Annotated in this window: 15 protein-coding genes; 10 read left to right on the top strand and 5 right to left on the bottom strand. The window is 64.6% G+C overall.

Annotated features, from left to right (window positions below):
* Positions 1 to 14: 14 nt before the first annotated feature.
* Positions 15 to 962: a cupin-like domain-containing protein gene (locus tag JQ616_RS01880; RefSeq protein WP_212011797.1), complete on the bottom strand. Its 948-nt coding sequence runs from the start codon at positions 960 to 962 to the stop codon at positions 15 to 17.
* A gap of 193 nt (positions 963 to 1155) precedes the next feature.
* On the opposite strand from JQ616_RS01880, the gene JQ616_RS01885 reads away from it, so the two are divergent.
* Positions 1156 to 2247, top strand: coding sequence for a glycosyltransferase (locus JQ616_RS01885; RefSeq protein ID WP_212011799.1), 1092 nt, complete (start codon positions 1156 to 1158; stop codon positions 2245 to 2247).
* Positions 2248 to 2254: 7 nt separating this feature from the next.
* Here the strand turns inward: JQ616_RS01885 and JQ616_RS01890 are convergent, their stop codons facing one another.
* Positions 2255 to 3568 (bottom strand): O-antigen ligase family protein, encoded by a 1314-nt coding sequence (locus JQ616_RS01890; RefSeq protein ID WP_212011801.1) that lies wholly within the window; start codon positions 3566 to 3568, stop codon positions 2255 to 2257.
* Positions 3565 to 4560 (bottom strand): glycosyltransferase family 2 protein, encoded by a 996-nt coding sequence (locus JQ616_RS01895; RefSeq protein ID WP_249136324.1) that lies wholly within the window; start codon positions 4558 to 4560, stop codon positions 3565 to 3567. The genes JQ616_RS01890 and JQ616_RS01895 overlap by 4 nt, the downstream gene beginning before the upstream one ends.
* Positions 4561 to 4966: 406 nt before the next feature.
* Here JQ616_RS01895 and JQ616_RS01900 point away from each other — a divergent pair, with 406 nt between their 5' ends.
* Positions 4967 to 6055: a radical SAM protein gene (locus tag JQ616_RS01900; protein ID WP_212011803.1), complete on the top strand. Its 1089-nt coding sequence runs from the start codon at positions 4967 to 4969 to the stop codon at positions 6053 to 6055.
* Positions 6056 to 6133: 78 nt separating this feature from the next.
* Here JQ616_RS01900 and JQ616_RS01905 read toward each other — a convergent pair whose 3' ends face one another.
* The gene (locus tag JQ616_RS01905; RefSeq protein WP_212011805.1) at positions 6134 to 7096 is read right to left on the bottom strand and encodes a hypothetical protein; all 963 of its coding nucleotides are present in this window, start codon (positions 7094 to 7096) and stop codon (positions 6134 to 6136) included.
* Positions 7097 to 7514: 418 nt separating this feature from the next.
* Between JQ616_RS01905 and JQ616_RS01910 the strand changes: the two genes are divergently transcribed.
* From JQ616_RS01910 to JQ616_RS01940, 7 genes are all read left to right on the top strand, one after another.
* Positions 7515 to 8441: a DUF6492 family protein gene (locus tag JQ616_RS01910; RefSeq protein WP_212011807.1), complete on the top strand. Its 927-nt coding sequence runs from the start codon at positions 7515 to 7517 to the stop codon at positions 8439 to 8441.
* Complete coding sequence (locus JQ616_RS01915) at positions 8435 to 9883, top strand: lipopolysaccharide biosynthesis protein (protein WP_212011809.1); 1449 nt, start codon at positions 8435 to 8437, stop codon at positions 9881 to 9883. Before JQ616_RS01910 ends, JQ616_RS01915 begins: the two co-directional genes overlap by 7 nt.
* 4 nt (positions 9884 to 9887) lie before the next feature.
* Positions 9888 to 10700, top strand: coding sequence for a class I SAM-dependent methyltransferase (locus JQ616_RS01920; protein ID WP_212011812.1), 813 nt, complete (start codon positions 9888 to 9890; stop codon positions 10698 to 10700).
* Positions 10700 to 11452 carry a polysaccharide deacetylase family protein gene (locus JQ616_RS01925; RefSeq protein WP_249136325.1) on the top strand — a complete coding sequence of 251 codons (753 nt, stop codon included), beginning with the start codon at positions 10700 to 10702 and terminating at the stop codon, positions 11450 to 11452. Before JQ616_RS01920 ends, JQ616_RS01925 begins: the two co-directional genes overlap by 1 nt.
* Positions 11453 to 11605: 153 nt before the next feature.
* On the top strand, positions 11606 to 13918 hold the full coding sequence (locus JQ616_RS01930; protein WP_212011813.1) for an exopolysaccharide transport family protein: 2313 nt from the start codon (positions 11606 to 11608) through the stop codon (positions 13916 to 13918).
* 65 nt (positions 13919 to 13983) lie between these two features.
* A complete protein-coding gene (locus JQ616_RS01935) occupies positions 13984 to 15090 on the top strand; it encodes a glycoside hydrolase family 5 protein (protein ID WP_212011814.1) in 1107 nt (368 codons plus the stop codon).
* A 95-nt stretch (positions 15091 to 15185) separates the two neighbouring features.
* Positions 15186 to 16688, top strand: coding sequence for a hypothetical protein (locus tag JQ616_RS01940; protein WP_349629940.1), 1503 nt, complete (start codon positions 15186 to 15188; stop codon positions 16686 to 16688).
* Between the two features lie 60 nt (positions 16689 to 16748).
* Here the strand turns inward: JQ616_RS01940 and JQ616_RS01945 are convergent, their stop codons facing one another.
* Positions 16749 to 17348 (bottom strand): 3-keto-disaccharide hydrolase, encoded by a 600-nt coding sequence (locus tag JQ616_RS01945; RefSeq protein WP_212011815.1) that lies wholly within the window; start codon positions 17346 to 17348, stop codon positions 16749 to 16751.
* A gap of 215 nt (positions 17349 to 17563) precedes the next feature.
* On the opposite strand from JQ616_RS01945, the gene JQ616_RS01950 reads away from it, so the two are divergent.
* Entirely contained in the window at positions 17564 to 18034 is a 471-nt protein-coding gene (locus JQ616_RS01950; RefSeq protein WP_249136326.1) for a cupin domain-containing protein, read from the top strand.
* Positions 18035 to 18110: the final 76 nt, after the last annotated feature.

Consider the following 18110-nt stretch of genomic DNA (forward strand, 5'->3'; position numbering starts at 1 on the left):
ACCGGCAAGCCCGCTTACGCCGCCTCCAACGCCACCCTGGGCAGATCGACGATCTTGCCGAGGTCGCTCTCATCGAGGCGGAAGTCGATCGGGCGGCGCACCGCGCGCTCGCGCTTCACCCATTTGCCGTCGCGCAGCAGCTTCTGCATCACCTGCTTGGCGAAGAAGGTCGGGCCACGGATGCTGCGGCTGCGCGGCGCGTAGCCGAAGCGATGACGCAGCATGCCGTTGGCAAGATGGAGGATCTGGGCGCGGCGGATGTCGTCGTTCACATAGGAGATCGTCATCGAGATATTGACGGTGTCGAGGTTCTCGACCCGATGCGGCGCATTGAGCGGCCAGTTCAGCATCTGGCCGGGCTCGAGATCGATCACCTGCGCATGCCAGTCGTACCAGGACTCGTAGGGGATATCGACCTCGACGTCGAACAGCGCGATGTTCTCCAGATGCTCGGGCCGGATGAACGGCTGCGTGTTGGGATAGATGTAGACCCGCTTGCGGCCGGCGATCTGGACCAGACCCTGCCCCGGCAGATCGGCGTGGTAATAGACCTGGGCGTCGGGCGAGGAAATCAGGATGCCGGCCTGATGGGTCGGCGCATCGAAGCCGGGGACCTTTTCTGCGATCTCGCCGAACATCCGCTCGATCATGTCGCGGTAGCGGCGATCGACCGCCGTGACGTTGCGCAGGTTGAGCCACAGGCCGCCGCGCGAGATCGCCTCGATCACCTGGTGGCCGCGCAGCTGGCCGATCTCACCCTCGCGCCAGACCCGGCTCGATCCCTTGGCGCCGGTCTTGACCAGGCTGTAGTGCTCCCGCGGATAGTGCTCGATCAGCTTCGCAAGATCGTCCATCGAGAACGCCGGCTGCTGATGCATTGTGTGCTCGAGCCGGATCGGCCGATGGCTCCAGAGCCTGGAATGGTTGTCATCCCAATTCGCGAAGATCTTGCCTGTCGTCATGGTCGCGCTCCTGGCTGCTGCGCCGTTTCGCTTCATCCGATGTCCCGTTCCGGGACGAGCGGGCAGCTCTTGAGCAGGGATTGGCAAGAACGGTGCCGTCGCGTATGCGCGCGGGGTTACCCAACGCTAATGTCTCGCCGATATGGCTAACCGCGACGTTTCCGGAGCCGGCCGCCGTGGCCGACAGGACTGAATGACTGAACCACCCCGATATCGTGCGCTGTTCCTCGGCGCCGGGCCGCAAATGCACTGCGGCGTCGGGCAATTCACTCGCCTGTTGCAGGAGACGATCGAGAAGATCGAGCCCGGCGCCAGCACCGCGTTAACCCTGACCCAGGCTGACGGCACGATCGCCGAGATCTGGCATGCGGTCGGCAACGCCAACGCGGTGATCTGCAACTTCCCGATCGTGGCCTGGAAGCGCGTGATCGCGCGGCCGTTGCTCGCGCTGCTGTTAGCCCGACTGCGGCGCCGCAAGGTCGTGCTGATCCAGCACGAATGGGCCGGCCTCAACGGCATCCGCCGGCTGACCTATATCCCGGCGCTGTGGCTCGCCAACACCATCGTGATGTTCTCCCCGCTGGTGCGCCGCGAGCTCGCCGACGACCGGATCATGCGCGGCATGGTGCGGAAATGCGTGCTGGCGCCGCTGCCGCCGAACATCGCGGCGCCTGCCGGCTTCGCCGATTCGATGCTGCTGCAGCGGCTCGTCCGCGCCCGTAGCGACGGCCAGCTGATCGTCGGGCATTTCGGCTCGATCTATCCGGGCAAGCAGCCGAACGGGCTGCTCGAGATCGGCGCGATCCTCAAGCAGCGCGGCCTGCAACCCTTGATCGTCTATATAGGCTCCTTCATCCGCGGCACCGACAATATCGAACAGAAATTCTATGCAAGGGTCGCCGAGCTCGGGCTGAAGGGCGATGTGATCGTGTCGGGCTATGTCGCCTCCGACCACGAGGTGTTCGGACTGCTCGGCGAGACCGACGTGTTCTGCTACCCGCTCGACGAGGGCCTCACCGCGCGCCGGTCGAGCATTCTGGCCTGCGTGCAGTCTGGCCGGCCGCTGATCGTCACCGGCCCGGCGCTGCCGGACGAGTTCGACCATCATCCGCGTTTCAAGGAATTGATCGACCGCGGCGCCATCTTGTTGGTGCCGCGCGATGCCGACAGCGCGGCTTACGCCGACCGCATCGTCACGGCCCTGAAGCGGCCGACCGTGCACGTGCCGTTCGATTTCGACGGCTGGTGGACCGACGTCGCCAACGCGGTCCGCGCCCAACTGTAGACCACGTTCACGCCCGCATCCGGAACCGGGCGAGATAATGCAACCCGAACACCGCGATCAGGAACGTCACCCAGATCGTATCGGCGCGGTCGAGGAAGAAGCTCTCCATCGACGACAGATAGAGCCCGAACAGCCAGATGCGCAGGAACAGCAGCGTCAGCGGCGCGTCATTGCCGCCGAGATCGGCGGCCTGGAAGTCGCGCAGCGGCTTGATGACGACAGCCGCGATCAGCAGCACGAGGCCCGGCAGGCCGGTGCCGAGCGCAGTGTCGAGATAGCCATTATGGCTGTGCGAGGCGTAACCGGCCCACTCCTTGCCTTCCTGCAGGTTCTGGATCGCGTTGGTACCCCAGAATGACTCGAAGCCATAGCCGGTCCATAGTCGCTGGTGCAGCGAGTCGAGCGCAAACGCCCAGATGTCGGCGCGGCCGGTGAAGGAGGTGTCAAGCGGCAGCAAATTGGCGATCGCATCCAGCGTGTCGCTCATGACGGTGCCGACGCTGAGCAGATTGAGCAGCAGCAGCGGCGTCAGCAGCAGCAGCGCGCGGCCCCAGCGCGAGCGGATCACCGGCATCAGCGACGTCAGCATCAGCACGGCGACGCAGAGCACGATCGCGCTCTTGCCGGCAGTGAAGAACAGGAATACCGCGGCAAGCGTGGTCACGGCGATCCCCGACAGCCAACCGCCGGCCCGCACCAGATAGATGCCGAGGAAGATCAGCATCGCCATCATCGCGGCCGCGACGTTCTTGTGGCCGAACGCGCCGCGCCAGTTGCCAGCAAGCGCCGGCTCCTGCGGATCGGTCGCCTGGTGGATCGACAAATGCGGCGCCAGGAAGACGCCGAGAAAACAGGTCACGAGCAGGACCAGCGCGGCAATGCTGAACCAGCGCATCAATTCGCCCTGCGACTTCGGCAGCAGCAGCAGCGTCGCGGTCACCACGATGACGAACACCGATAGCGCCAGGCGCTTCAGCGAGGTGGCCGGATCGAACGCGAACACGACGGTTACGCAAATCCAGGCCCCGAACAGCAGGAAGGCCGGCGTCATCAGGGATTTCAGTGCCGGAAGATTGTCGCGCGCTGTGAGCGCCAGCATCGCAACCATCAGCACGCCGAACAGCCCGTAGAGAAATGCCTCCCTGCCCGACGTCACCTCGCCGACATAGAAGCCGCTCAAATCCTCGAACGGATGCAGCGAGATCCAAACCAGCAGCAGAATGCCGATGAAGAATGCGCAGCGGACGATGTCCATCACCGGCCGGCGCGCGATGTCGGCCACCAGCGCCCGGCTCTCAGCGGTGACGGACAACTCGCTCACGAGGCGATCTTCGAAGCCGCGTAGGGCTGCGGCTCGATACCGAGCACCGCAAGCGCGCTGCCGACGGCGACCACCATCGGATGCATCGCGATCACGGCTTGCTGCTCGCGCAAGACGATGCGGGTGAAGCGATACAGCGAGAACGGCACCAGGCCGAACATCTTTGCTTTGACGACCGCGCGCGACCACATCGTCTGCGCCGCCTTGCGCTCGATGTGATAGTTGATCGCGCCGATCCGCAGGCCGCGCCGCACGATCCAGCCGAGATTGGTACGGCTTTGCGGCACGGTTTCGTTGATCACAGCCTCGGTCACCCAGAAGAAGCGGAAGCCGGCACGGCGCGCTCGCGCGAAGAAATCGTGGTCGCCGCCACCGAGGAAGTTGAAGCGCAGGTCGAACGCAGGCTGTCCGAGCCGCTCGAACACGGCGCGGCGGATCAGGCAGTTGCCGCAGCCATAGATCACCGGGACCGGACCGCTGGCATGATAGGCCGGCGCGAACGCCGGATGGCGCTTGAGGCCGCCCTTGTGCGCGTCGTCGAAGTCAGGCCACACCGGCCCGCCGATGATCTCGGCGCCGGAGGTTTCGGCGGCCTGCACCATCCGCTCCAGCCAATCCGGCGAGGCGACCTCGTCGTCGTCGATCATCAGGAAATTGCGGGCGTTCGGGAAGGTCTCGAGCGCGGTTTCGAACGCCGCGTTGATCGCCTGGCAATTGCCCTGGCGAGGCTCGACGATGCAGGCGCCGCGAAGCCTACCGGAGTTGAGAAACTCGGCCGCGACCGGCGCGCTCTCACAATGCGCGGCATCGTTCTCGACCACGACGACGGCGAAGCTGCGTTCGGTGCGCTGAGCTGCGATGGATTCCAGCGTCAGCCGCAGGTGCTTGGGCCGGCGGAAGCTCGGAATGCAAATGACGGTCTCGATGGAGCAATCGAGCGCCGGCGAGGTCGTGACCCAGGCGCGGTCGGCTACAGCAGGCTCGGTCGACATCTCCATGCCCTCCTGGCAATCGCGGTCCGCGACGCACGCATCATCCCAGCACAGATCAGAATGGGACATGACCGTCCCAAAGTGACCGAAGCAGGCGGCAATACGGGCGCCGAGCGCACGTTACGGCGAGCACATGGCAAAATCCGCTCCAGGCGCGATGCGCGTTACCGCGACTTCGTCGCAAGGTTAATTTGAAGTCTAGCGAAGGGATTTTGCTGCAATAACCTCGCGCGACAGCCTCGCTTTCGCGATCGGCGCCACGCCGTTAGCGAACCTTTAGGGTTAAGAGCCGGCACGCACTCCTGCGGTGTGCTTCGCGCTTTAACTGGCATCCAATTTGCTGATCGACCCATAAATCTACGATCGACCTGATCGCAACAACGCAAAACACTGCCTGAGGTTCACCTTGAAAGCGCTCGACCTCGTCTCGCTCGGCACCAAGCATGTCCGCAACGCCCTCTCGGAAGAGCTCTATTTGCGTACCGGCCGCGACGTCACGCGCCCGGCTGCGATCTTCGCGGAGGTGGTCGAGCGCTGCAATTACAAATGCCGCTACTGCGACTACTGGCGCCGCCCGAACTATCGCGACGAGATGTCGATCGAAGAATGGCAGCGCGCGCTCGCCAGCCTGAAGGAATTCATCGGCGCCTATCATGTCGAGTTCGCCGGCGGCGAGCCCTACATCAAGAAGGGCTTTCTCGACCTCTTGCGGTTCTGCCGCGACAACGACATCCACTGGGGCGTCACTACCAATGGCGGCGCCTATCTCAACAAGAAGATCGTGGTGCAAACCGTCGAGGCGCGTCCGTTCAACATCAACATCTCGATCGATTCCACCGACCCCACGATCCACAACTACTCGCGCGGCGTGGAGAACTCGCTGACCGATATCGTGCAGGGCATCCGCAACGTCGCCGCGCAGCGCCGTGCCGAAGGGCTGGACTTCCCGATCATCATCAAGCCGGTCGTGCACAAGTTGAACTTTCGCCGCCTGCCTGAAATGGTCGACTGGATCCAGGAGATCGGCGCCACCGCGCTGAGCTTCCAGCCGGTCGAGCAGGGCACCCAGGAAGTCGAGGATGAGCTGTGGATCGGCGAGAGCGAGCTCGACGATCTGATCAAGGTGCGCGACGAGCTGTTGCGCTTGAAGCGCGCCGGCGCGCCGATCCTCAACGGCGAGGCCGTGCTGCGGGCCTGGCCGAACCATTTCCGCCGCGAGAAGGCGCCGAAGGAAGTGATGCCCTGCCGCGTCGGCATGCGGAATTACTTCATCCGCTCCGACGGCCGCCTCGAAGTGTGCTGGTTCTTCAAGCCGATCGGCAACGTCCGCACCCAGACCGCCCGCAAGATCTGGTACGGCGAGGAAGCGCAGGCGCGCCGCAAGGAGACCATCGCCTGCGACAAGCTCTGCCTGTTCACCTGCCTCGCGCAGCGCACGCTGCAGGACAAGCTGAAGATGGGCCTCACCTTGCTGACCAACACCAAGGCCGCCTGACGCAGCAATGCGAAACGACGAAGCCCGGTCTGTCAGAGCATGGACCGGGCTTTTGCTTGCGCGAATGGATGTAGCTAGTCAGCCCGCAAATAGTTTCCGGAACAGGCTCGCGGATTCCGGAAACTGGCCGTTGTCGATCTGCGTCGGCCACAGGCCGTCGACATCGAAATAGGCCGCATAGGCGATCGCAGCCTGATTGGCCGCGAACCAATCGTGCATCTGCTGCACGAAGAACGCATTGTCGCCGGCTTGGCCGACGCCCCATTCCGGATAGCTCATCAGCTTGCCGTGCATCGCCGCGAACGCGCGGTGCCATTCAAGGCCGTAGGGCGCCTTGAGATAGGAATTGGTCCAGCGCTCCGCCGCACTGGTTTCCGATTTGAAATCGTAGACGTCGAGGCCGATCGTATCGACGACGTCATCACCGGGATAGGCCTCGTCGGCCGGCATGTCCTGAAGTCCCCAGCCCGGACACCAGTCGAACTTGAAGCCGTTGGAGCGCGTGCGGAAGATCGCGACCACATGGCGGAAGGCCTGAATGTACTCGTCCTCGTATCCCCGCGCGAACCAGCCCATGCTGGAGATGTTCATCTCCCAGCCGAGCCGGATGAACGCCTTCGGATGAGCCTCCGCAATCGCGTGCGCGGCCGCGTCGAACTCGGCATCATGCGCGCCGCCGGCGACATCGGCGAGTGGCGTGCCTGACATGGTGAGCGGCACCGACCACACCAGATTGCGCGTCGGATTGAGCTTCTTCCACAGCCCCGGCACCCAATCCAATTTGTGAAAGTCGTCCCAGCTGCTCTGGCCGTAGAAGTCGACGCCGAGCACCGACGAGCGCGGCCGATTGAGCCATGTCTCCCAGGCCTGCAGCATGCGCTCGCGGCCGGTCTCGCCCCAATTGACGAACGCGCCGGCAAACCGTGCCGAATTGGCGCCGAGTTGCGCTGACGGTGCGGCCCGCGCGGCCGGCAGTCCACCGAGCGCCAGCGCGGCGACTGCAAGGGCACGGCGACGTGTGATTCCGTGATCAGTCGGCATCGCATGCTCCTGCCGGCTGGCACGCGGCGCACGTGCCAAAAACGCACAGCGCCGGCGGCGAGACTGTCTCGAAATGGATTGGCAATACGACCCACCGTTCGCCCGCGCCGATTGCCGATCGGAAATGCCACAGAATCTGCATCCGCCCCCACCTGCGCCGACCGCGTCGGCATTCACGACCTGAGCCTTGCAATATCCGGGCAACTTCCCGATCCAGCGTCAAAATCGCGCAGCCGGCCAGTTGTTTCTGATTCACTAATGGTCACGGCAAGCCGCCATTTACCATTCCTTAACCATCAGGGTCGCCGGCAAGGCGGTCAAGACGCTCCGGCACCGATCTTGCTGAACTGGGGTTCAGGACAAGTCTGGCGGTCACGATGTTCCGCCCTGAAACGGTGTCGCCGGAGAGAGTTACGAGATGAACCCTGTCGCGTTGCTGACCCCGACCTATGGGCGCGATCTGGAAATCTGCACGCTGCTTTGCGAAAGCGTGGATCGCCACGTCACGTCCTTCTCCAGGCATTATCTGCTGGTTCCGGATTGCGACCTGTCGCTGTTCGCGCCGCTGGCCAGCGAACGCCGCATCATCATTCCGGCGTCGTCGTTCCTGCCCGATTGGCTGCGTCCGCTGCCGCGCATGATCCAGCGCAAGCGCCGCCAGTTCTGGTGGTCGCTGCGCGCCAAGCCGGTGAACGGCTGGCACGTGCAGCAGATCCTGAAGATCGCGGCGACGATCTCGCTGCCCTATGAGCGGTTCTGCATCCTGGATTCCGACATCGTGTTCTTCCGCGATTTCGATCTGGCGCGTTTCCAGTATCCGAACACGATCCCCCTGCTGAAGATGGCCGACGCCGTCACCGCCGACCAGCCGCGCCATTCCCGCTGGCTCGAGACCAGCCACCAGTTGATCGGCCTGCCAACACCGCCGTTCCCGGCGCCGGATTTCATCGGGCACATCATCTTCTGGGACAAGCAGACCACAACCGCGCTGGCCGAGCGCATCGAGGCCGTCACCGGCATGAGCTGGATCGAGGCTCTGTGCCGGACCCGCGAATTCTCCGAATACCTGCTGTACGGCTTCTTCGTCGAAAACGACGAGGCGTCCGCGCTGCGCCACTCCGTGGTGCCGAAGACGCAATGCGTCAGCTACTGGGATGATCCGACCTTGAGCAAGGACGAGCTCACCCGGCTGCTGCTGCGCGCCAACAGGGACGACGTCGCGTTCTCGATCGCGTCCTTCTCGGGGACGCCGGTCGCGACCATTCGTGAGGTCGTGGCCGAGAGCGACGCCATCCTGGCATCGTCGGCGGCCGCAAAGCCGGTGGAGCTTGCCGCATCATGCTGATCGGACAGGCCAGCATCAACCTGACCGCCAACGTGCTATCGGCGCTGCTCGGGCTACTGAGCGTGTTCGTCTTCACGCGGCTGTTCGCGCCGCATGACTATGGTGTCTACCTGCTGGGCACAGGCTTCGCCTCCGTCATCTCCGTCTTCCTGGTCGGCTGGTTTCGCAACCTGATCCTGAGCGGTCATGCCCGCAACGACGACACCGACGTCCGCGGCCTGGTGGCGTCGGGCTATCTGATCTCCTGCCTCGTCGCGCCGTTGGCCTATTTGCTGGCGCGTCTGGTCGGGCTTGATGCGACCGCTGCGCTGGCCGCCGTCGCGCTCGCGATTGCGATCGGCCTGTTCGAGCTGACGCAGGACCTGCTGCGAGCCAGGCTGAAGGCGCTCTCGGTGATGAAGGCAACGCTGGTCCGCGCGGCTGCCCTGCTCGGCCTTGGTGTCGTCGTCGCAACCGCCAGCCCGACCGGCGTCACGCTGCTGCTCGCGGCCGGCGCCGCCTATCTCATCGCCGTGCTGGTCCAGTCGCGCAGCGCATGGCGCGGCACCATGATCAATTTCGGCCGCAACGATCTGTGGTCGCTCGCCCGCGCCGGCCTGCCGCTGACCCTGTCGCTGACCTTGCTGGCGATCTCCAGCGTGACCGACCGCTTCATGATCGCGAACCTGATCGGTACGGCCGACGCCGGCAAATATGTCGCGGCGCTGGATCTGGTTCGCCAGACCCTGATGATGCCCGCGATGAGCATGGCCGCGGCCTTCTTTCCGATGGCCGTGCAGATCCAGGCCCGGCACGGCGATGCCTCGGCCGCCATCAGGACCCATCTTGCCGATTGTCTCGAGCTGCTGGCCGGCGTCACGCTGCCGGCCTGTCTCGGCTTTGCCCTGATCGCCCCGCATGTCGCCAACGTCATCCTCGGCGCCGACTTCCGCGCGCTCGCCGGCGAGATCATGCCGATCATCGCAGCGGCCGTGCTGTTCCAGGTGCTGACGCAGCAATATCTGCATGCGAGCTTCCTGCTGTCAGGACGCAACTCCTTCTATCTGATCAACACCGCCTCGATCATCGCGGCCAATGTGATCCTGTCCTACGGGCTGGTGAGCCTCTACGGCACGATCGGCGCGGCCTGGGCGCGCCTCGGCGCCGACGTCACGGGCTTTGCCTGCGCCCTGTTCCTGAGCCGCTTCGCCTTCCGGATTCCGATCCCGCTCGGCCGCCTCGCTTTGATCGTCATCGCCGCGCTCGCGATGGCGCTGACCGTCGCCGCGCTGGACCGTGCCTTGGATCTTGCCGATCTCCCCGCCTGCATCGTGCTGATCGGCACAGGGCTCTTCGTCTACGCCGCGCTCTGCTGGCTGTTCGACATCGCGCGACTGCGCGGCCGGCTGAAGCGGGGCATCGCCATGTTCCGCACCAAACTCGCAAACAGCAACATTGGATGAACCAATGACGAAATCCCTCGCGCTCGCTACGCGTCCTGCCCCGCTCGCCGAGTTCTCGATGCCCGTCCCCGCTGAAATCCACCCGGAATCGCTGCTCGCTCTGCCGCCCGGCGAGGCCAAGCAGAGCCTGCTCACGGTTCACAGCATCCTCGAGGCCCGGCTGCCGGCCGGACCGCTTGCGATCTACGAGGCCGGCGGCGGCTCGACCAGCTATCTGCCGCTCGGCGTGCTGCGGCGCGCGCATGTGACTGTGGTCGACATCGACGCAGACCAGATCCGCAACAACGACTATGCGCAGGAAGCCATCCTCGGCGACCTCCAGACCTATCGCTTCCCGCCGCAGCGCTTCGACCTGATCATCTGCTACAACGTCATCGAGCACATCCCCGATGTGGATGCCGTGCTCGGCGGGTTCTGCGAAGCACTGAAGCCGAACGGCCTGCTGCTGATCGGCGCGCCGAACCCGAAGTCGCTGTCGGGTATCGTCACCAAGTATTCGCCGCACTGGTTTCACGTCTGGTTCTACCGCCACGTCCGCGGCGAGAAGAATGCCGGGCTGCCCGGCGAGGCACCGTTCCCGACTCATTTCCATCCGCTGGTCACGCTGGACAAGCTCGAAGCGTTCGTGGCCGGCCGCGGACTGCAGGTCATCTACCGGAAGAAATACGAGAGCCCGCGCTATCCCGAGATGCGCCGGCGCAAGCCGCTGCTGGCCGCGGCAGTCGATGCGGCCGCGAAGATGATGAACACGGTGCTGCCGGGCAAGATCGACGTCCGGCACGGCGACTATCATGTGATCCTGCGAAAGCTCGCCTGATGAACGCATTGTGGTCGGAGGCCAGGGTCAAGGTCAGCCACCGGCTGGCGATGCATGTGCAGGTCGAGCGCTTCCGCCTGAACAATGCCACGCCGATGGTGACCTTCACGTTTGACGATCTTCCGAAGAGCGCGGCGACGTTCGGCGCCGACATTCTGGAATCCTACGGCGCCCGCGGCACATTCTACGTGTCGGGCGGCCTGGTCGGGCTCGACGCGCCGGACTGGACCACCGGCAGCTCCGATGACGTCGTCTCGCTGCATCGCCGCGGCCACGAGGTCGGCTGCCACACCTTTTCGCACCGCCGCGCCTGCGATCTCGACGAGACCTCGCTGGCAGCAGAGATCGCGCGCAACCGCACCTATTTCCACTCGCTCGATCCGACCATGCCGGTCGAGACCTTCGCCTACCCGTTCGGCTACGGCTCCTACGCACGGAAGCAGCAGCTGAAGTCCGAATTCCTGACCTGCCGCAGCATCGTGCCCGGCGTGAACAGCGGCGAGGTCGACCTGCAATTCCTCCGCGCCGTGCCGCTGATCGACCGGCAGATGTCACGCGAGCGGATCGACCTGGCCTTCGCCGAGGCGGTAAACATGAACGGCTGGTTAATTTTCTACAGCCACGACGTCGCCGACGCGCCGAGCCTTTACGGCTGCACGCCCGACCTCATGACTTACGCGCTGGAGGCAGCGGCGCGGCGCAATGTCCCTGTTCTGACCATGGCGGAGGCGTTCCGATGCGCCCGTGCTTAAACCCTTTGTTTGCCTTTCTGGTGAATAGTCGGCGAATGAGTATGGTTAATTTTTCGTGTTGCGTTTTTTCCGCGATTTCTTGTGCGCGTAGCGTGGCCCGAAAAAGTGCTCCTCAGCCGATGCGTGCGGCCATTCAGACGGAAGCTGGGGTCGATGCTTAGCTATGACCAGCCGATAGACCGGGCCAAACCGGAGCCGCGCCGGGCCGCAAGCCCGGCCGGCTTCAACGTGCTCGAGCTGATCCGGCTGTTGTGGGAACGCAAGGTCGCGATCGCCTCGGCTGCCCTGCTCTGCGCCTGCATCGCGGTTGCGATCGGCAAGAGCCTGACGCCGAAATACACCGCAGGCGCCCAGCTCTATGTCGATCCGCGCGAGCTGCAGCTCGTCGAGCGCGAGTTGACCCCGCGCGCCCAGGACGTCTCCGGCCTGTCGATGGTGGTCGAAAGCCAGTCGCGCCTGATCACGTCCAACAATGTGCTGCTGCAGGTGATCCGCGACACCAACCTCGTCAGGGATCCCGAGTTCGGCGGCGGCGCCGCCAGCAAGGGCCTGCTCGCCTCGCTGCTCGGTCTGTTCGGCATCGAGCCGCGAACGACGGCGGAACAGCAACAGCAGATCGAGATGAATACGCTCGACACGTTGAACCGCCACATCAACGTCAAGAAGACCGATCGTACCTTCATCGTCGACATCGACGTGTGGTCGCACGATCCGGTCAAGGCGGCGATGCTCTCCAATGCGATCGCCAAGGCCTATCTCACCGAGTCCAAGCGGTCGCAGGCCGATGCCGCGCGGCGCGCCACCCGCGACCTGTCCGGCCGGCTGAAAGAGCTGCAGCAGCGCCTGCGCAATTCCGAAGAGGCACTCGCGACCTACAAGGCGCAGAACAATTTCGTCGGCTCGCAGGACAACCTGCTCACCGACCAGCAGCTCTCGGGCGGCAACCAGCGGCTGGCCGCCGCGCGGGCCCAGACCCTCGATGCGCAAGCCAGCTACGACCAGATCGAGGCCACCCGCCGCGGCACGGCCGACCCCGGCGCGATCCCCGAAGCGGTGCAGTCGCCGACCATCGCCAATCTGCGCTCGCAATATGCCGATGCGAAAAAGCGGCTGGCGGAAATGCAGGGCGAGCTTGGGCCACGTCACCCGGATCTGCGCAAGGTCGAGCAGCAGGTCGAGGACCTGCGCCGCACCATCAAGGAAGAGGTCGACCGCGTTGCGCTGGCCGCCAAGAACAATCTGACCCGGGCTCGTGACTACGAGGCCTCGCTCAACAAGGCCTTGGACGTTCAGAAGCGTCAGAGCGTGCAGATGAGCCAGGCCTCGGTGCGGCTGCGCGAGCTCGAGCGCGAGGTCGACGCCAGCCGCGACGTCTACCAGTCCTTCCTCAAGCGCTCGCGCGAGACCGAGGAGCAGGAGAGCCTCAACACTTCTAGCGCGCGCGTGATCGGCGATGCCACGATCCCGCAGCAGCGCACCTTCCCGCCCGCGATGAGCCTGCTCGCAATGATCGGCTTCATGTTCGGCGGGCTCGCCGCCGCGGCGTGGATCGTGGCCGCCCGTCAGCTGGCGCCCGGTGCCGATCCGATCCGTCCCAAGCTGCAGCCGAAACAGGATCCGGCGCCGGAACGACAACCCCTGATCGCCAAGGTCAAGCCGCCCGTGTCGACCCCGCCCGTGCCGGTCCAGCCGGCCGCCGGCAGTATCGACACGCCGGTGATCGAGAAGCCGCTGATCGCCGAGCTGCAGGAATCCGACGTGATGCGCACGCTTGGCGGAATCCTGAGCGGCGACAGCCTCGTCGATGTCACGCGGTTCGGCTGGCCGACTCTGCGCACCAGCTCCGCGCTCGGGCCGTTCTCCAACACGATGCGGCAGATCCATGCGGCGCTGGCGACGCGGATGGCGCCGAGCAGCGTCCCCGTGCTGGCCGTGATCGGCACCGCCGACGATTCCGATCGCAGCGTGGTCGCGCTCAACATCGCGCTGGTCGCCGCGCGCGACGGCGCCCGCGTCCTGCTGATCGATGCGGACGCCGCCGTCCACGCCTTGACCGACAGGGTCGGCCATCCCGTGCAGGGCAAGCCGAGCCGGCTCGACTGGCTCACCATCGGCAGCAAGGCGTCGCGCGCCGTCAACACCGCGAACGGCATCGCGATCCTGCCGGCGATCGAGGGCAATTCCACCGCGGCAATCCGGAAGGCGATCGCGCAGACGCGCTCCGCCGGTGGCCATGACCTCGTGATCCTGGACGGACCGGCGATGCCGTGGGCTGCGGACGAACGGCAGCTGTTCGACATGGCCGACGGGCTGATCGCAGCACTGCCGGTGGATCGCGACATCAACGCGTCGATGGAAGACATCATCACGGCACTCGGCGGCGCCGAGCGAAAGCTTGCCGGTGTCGTTCTCAACGAGCTCCAGTCCACCGCTGCGAGTCAGCAAGGCGACAAGCAATATGCGTGAGCGGTGCGCCAGCCGCGCCGCCTTGCGCTCCGCTCCTGCGCCAGCGAACGCGAGTTGATCGTCCCATGCGCCGGCTAGCCATCCCCGCCATCATCGCCGCCGCATCCATTCTGCTGTCGGTTGCCGCGCGGGCCTGCCCCGCCCTGATCGAAGGCGTTCCGGCAGACCGGCTCAAGGCACTGTCGCAAGGCGTCAATGCCGACGGCTGGATTACCGATCCGCGATTGGCGCCGCCGCGCAGCCTGCTGGTCGAGCTGCGCAAGGCCGGCTTGACCCATATCCGGCTGCCGGTGCCTGCCGACTTCGTCATGCCGCGCTTCGCCACCAAAGCGGAGATCGACGGCCGGCTACACACCGTCGATGCCGCGCTGAAGACCCTGCTCGCGCTCGGCTACGTCGTGTCGATCGACCTGCATTCGGGCCAGCGCTTCAACCCGCTGCACAGGGACGATCCGCCCGCCGCGATGAGCGAAATGAAGAGCGCCTGGACCGAACTCGCGCACATCATGCAGCGCTATCCGTCCGATCGTGTGTTTGCGGAATTGCTGAACGAGCCGGAGGTCGATGCCGCACAGTGGCGGAGCGAAGTCCGGGAGCTGGCCGGCTTCATTCGCGGCCTGCTGCCGCAGACCACCCTGATCACGGGACCGGTCAACTGGCAGCGCGCGGACTCGCTGCCGGGCTTCACGCCGCTCGACGATCCTAACGTCGTCTATGCCATCCATTTCTACGATCCGATGGTGTTCACCCATCAGGCGCATTGGGATCCGAATCAGCCGCTGCACGACGTCACCGGATTGCCCTATCCGCTCCACGCCGATGATCCCAAGGTTCAGCAGCTGCGCGAGCAGCTCACCGCGCTGAACAAGCCCAAGGCGCTTGCAATGGTCGACCGCGCCACGCCCGACCGCGGCATCGACCAATGGCTCGCGCCCGCCGCCGCCTGGCAGCGGCAATATTCCCGCCCGATCATCATCAACGAGTTCGGGGTGCTCAAGGCCGGGGCCCCGCGCGACAGCAGATTGCGCTGGCTCGCCGGCGTCACGGCCTATGCCCGGCAACAATGCTGGGGCTGGGCCCATTGGGAACTGTCGCAGGGCTTTGGCCTGGCGGACGCGGCCACCGGCAAGGTCGACCGCGACGCGCTGAAGGCGCTGCTCGGAACCCGCTAGGCGATCTGGTTAACCGGTTCTTACACAATGCGCGGCTAGATCGACGATGCGGGCACGCGGTACCCCCGCACGTTCGGCATTTTAGGTCAGAGCCTGTGCGAGCAGAGATAGCCCCGCGGCCGCTGTTGGCCGGCGACCTGATTCCTGCCCTCGGCATCGCCGTGGCATCGATCGCGTTCGCGCCGATCATGCAGGCGGCCAATGCCGGACTCGCGATCGCCGTCGAAAGCCTGATCGGGTGCGCGATCGTGCTCGCGGCACCGGCCTATGCGCCGTCGATCGCCATCTTCATCATCTTCTTCCAGAACCTCTTCGTCTCGATCCTGTCGTCCTACATGACGACCGAGCAGGAGATGGATTTCGTCAAGGGCTACAACTTCCTCATCTGCGCTGTGATGTGGCTGGTCACGCTGGCGTTGTACTTGCTGCGCGAGCGCAAGCATTCGCCCGAGATCGACCGGATCATGAGATGGGGGCTGATGACCCTCGCGGTCGTAGGAGGGTATTTCCTGCTCGGTGCCACGCAGGACGCGCATGCATCGCTCGTCTATCTGCGCAACATTGCGTTTCCGCTGTTCCTGTTTCAGCTTTCGCTGCTGACCGCCGCAACCTTCGAGATTCGCGTCACGCCGTTCCTGGTGACCGTCGGCGTGCTGCTGATCGTCTGTGGCTATGTCGAACTGCTATTTCGCGATTTCTGGCTCACCATTACCAACGGCTACACGTTCTGGCACTTCGACGAGCTGAAGGCGACCCGCTCCGGATCCTGGGAAGCCCAGATGCGCCAAACCGGCTACGTTCCGGTGGATCTGATCGACCGCTTTCGCTTCAGCTTTCTCAACAGCCCGTTGTTCGAGGAACTCGGACTGTCGTCGATTCTGCGCATCTTCGGGCCGAATATGAGCCCGATCAGCTTCGGCTACGGGATCGCCTTCTCGATCCTGTTTCTGTTCGCGGTCGGCTATCGCTGGCTGGCACTGGCCGCGATCCCATTGCTGATCTTTTGCAGCGTCAAGGGTGCGCTCATCCTCGTCATCTTCGTGGCCCTCGCCTGGACGGCAACCTGGCTGTTCGGCGCCACCATCACCCTTGCCGTCGCGTTGGTCGGGCTCGTGGTGTACGCCATCGCAGCCATCCATATCGGGCTCCAGATCGGCGACTTTCACGTGATCGGCTTCATGGGCGGCTGGGACGGATTCCGGCAGAACCCGATCGGCCGCGGCCTCGGCGTCGGCGGCAATCTCTCCGAAGGTTACTTCTCGATCGATTGGAACGCCGCACAAGCGGCCGGCACGATGGACGGTGCCGTGGAGAGCGCAGTCGGCGTGTTGCTCTACCAGATGGGCATCGGCTCACTGGTGCCGCTTGGCTTCTTCTTTGCGATGGCGCTGAAGGCCTGGCGCCTCTACGCCTCGTCCGGAATTCTGATCCAGGGGCTGGCTGCGTTCGGCACCATGGTCGTGTTGGTCAACGGCATCTTCCAGGAAGAGGCGCTGTTTGCGCCGCCGGCGCTCGGGCTGTTGCTATGCCTGACCGGGCTCGTGATCGGCCATCATTTGCGCACCGAAGGCGGCGATCTGAAGGCTTCCGATCGATAGGCATCACGGGCAGGAGAAAGCCCGGCCGCGCTGCGACCGGGCTCCACTCGATCTGCGCCGTCAGAGCGGCTTGATCTGCACCTTGCGGAACTTGACCACGCCGGAACCATACTGGAGCGCGATATAGCCGTTGGCGTGCTTGGAATCCTGCGCATCGACGGTCTTCTGGCCGTTCAGCGTCACGACGAAATGCGGCCCCTGCGCCGTGATCTCGTAGACGTTCCACTTGCCGGCCGCCTTCGGCATCGGATCGACCTTGGCGACATCGACGATCGCGCCGGTGCCGTAGGTCGGATCAGGCCGCTTGTCGAAGATGTTGACCTCGTAGCAGACCTTGCCGTCGATCGCCTTGTTGCCCTCGCAGCGGATGAAGATGCCGCTGTTGGCCTCCTCGTCGGTCCAGAACTCCGCGCGGATCTGGAAGTCCCTGTATTGGGTCTTGCTGACGAGATAGGCGAGGTCCTTGCCGTCGAGCTTGTCGGCGACCAGCGCGCCGTCCTTCATCGCCCAATTGGCCTTGCCGACCTCATCCCAGTCGCCCTTCTTTGAGCTGTCGAGCAGCGTGACCCAGCCGTCGTCACCCGATGCGGTGGTGGAGAATTGCAGCGCGGCCGCACCGATCACAAGTCCCGCCGCCAATATCGACAGATGCTTCTTCAAGGTTATCCTCCCGTCTTTTGGTTGGCGCGCAACCTATCATCGTCTGCAACGGCGTAAATCGTTTTTCATGTTGCAACTGCGTTGTGTCACGAACCGTTGTCGCAATCTTGAGGTCAGACATGCGTGGAGGCGTCTTGCCCGATGCAAGCGAGGGCGAATAGCATCATGCGACATACGGGCGCAGCAGTTGCCTGAGAGAACTCTGGGAGCATCCGATGACGGCGTCGAACCGATCCTGGCGATACCTGATGATGCCGCTGGCCTTTGCCGGCATGCTGAGCGTCAGCTCCGCAGCCGAACTCAATCCGGCCGCCGTCACCTACAAGCTGCCGGACCAGATACCCTGGAGCCCGGTCGACGCGCGCGGCGCGCAGAATGCCGTCGTGGTCGGCGATCCCTCGAAGCCCGGCTTCTACATGGTCTACACCAAATGGACCAAGGGCAATCACTTCAGCCATCCGCATTTCCATCCCAACGACCGTTACATCGTCGTGCTCAAGGGCACCTGGTGGGTCGGTTCGGGCTCGAAGTTCGATCCCGATCACGGCACGGTGGCGATGCCGGCCGGAAGCTTCGTCACCCATTTCGGCAAGCAGGTGCACTGGGACGGCGCCAAGGACGAGGATGCCGTGCTGCTGATCATGGGCGAAGGCCCGGCCACCGCGACCGAAGTCGAGGAGAAGTAGCGGGAAGCCGATCGCAACGTAGCATCCACGCGGCGTAGCGTCCGCTCATCATGAGCGCACATTGGCAGCACGGCTG

The sequence above is a fragment of the Bradyrhizobium tropiciagri genome (assembly GCF_018130545.1).
GTDB lineage: Bacteria > Pseudomonadota > Alphaproteobacteria > Rhizobiales > Xanthobacteraceae > Bradyrhizobium > Bradyrhizobium tropiciagri_A.

Bases quoted from the DNA above. Each gene is read 5' to 3' on its own strand.
- JQ616_RS01880 (WP_212011797.1), bottom strand. From the start codon at position 962: ATGACGACAGGCAAGATCTTCGCGAATTGGGATGACAACCATTCCAGG.
- JQ616_RS01885 (WP_212011799.1), top strand. From the start codon at position 1,156: ATGACTGAACCACCCCGATATCGTGCGCTGTTCCTCGGCGCCGGGCCG.
- JQ616_RS01895 (WP_249136324.1), bottom strand. From the start codon at position 4,560: ATGTCGACCGAGCCTGCTGTAGCCGACCGCGCCTGGGTCACGACCTCG.
- JQ616_RS01905 (WP_212011805.1), bottom strand. From the start codon at position 7,096: ATGCCGACTGATCACGGAATCACACGTCGCCGTGCCCTTGCAGTCGCC.
- JQ616_RS01910 (WP_212011807.1), top strand. From the start codon at position 7,515: ATGAACCCTGTCGCGTTGCTGACCCCGACCTATGGGCGCGATCTGGAA.
- JQ616_RS01915 (WP_212011809.1), top strand. From the start codon at position 8,435: ATGCTGATCGGACAGGCCAGCATCAACCTGACCGCCAACGTGCTATCG.
- JQ616_RS01920 (WP_212011812.1), top strand. From the start codon at position 9,888: ATGACGAAATCCCTCGCGCTCGCTACGCGTCCTGCCCCGCTCGCCGAG.
- JQ616_RS01925 (WP_249136325.1), top strand. From the start codon at position 10,700: ATGAACGCATTGTGGTCGGAGGCCAGGGTCAAGGTCAGCCACCGGCTG.
- JQ616_RS01930 (WP_212011813.1), top strand. From the start codon at position 11,606: ATGCTTAGCTATGACCAGCCGATAGACCGGGCCAAACCGGAGCCGCGC.
- JQ616_RS01935 (WP_212011814.1), top strand. From the start codon at position 13,984: ATGCGCCGGCTAGCCATCCCCGCCATCATCGCCGCCGCATCCATTCTG.
- JQ616_RS01950 (WP_249136326.1), top strand. From the start codon at position 17,564: ATGACGGCGTCGAACCGATCCTGGCGATACCTGATGATGCCGCTGGCC.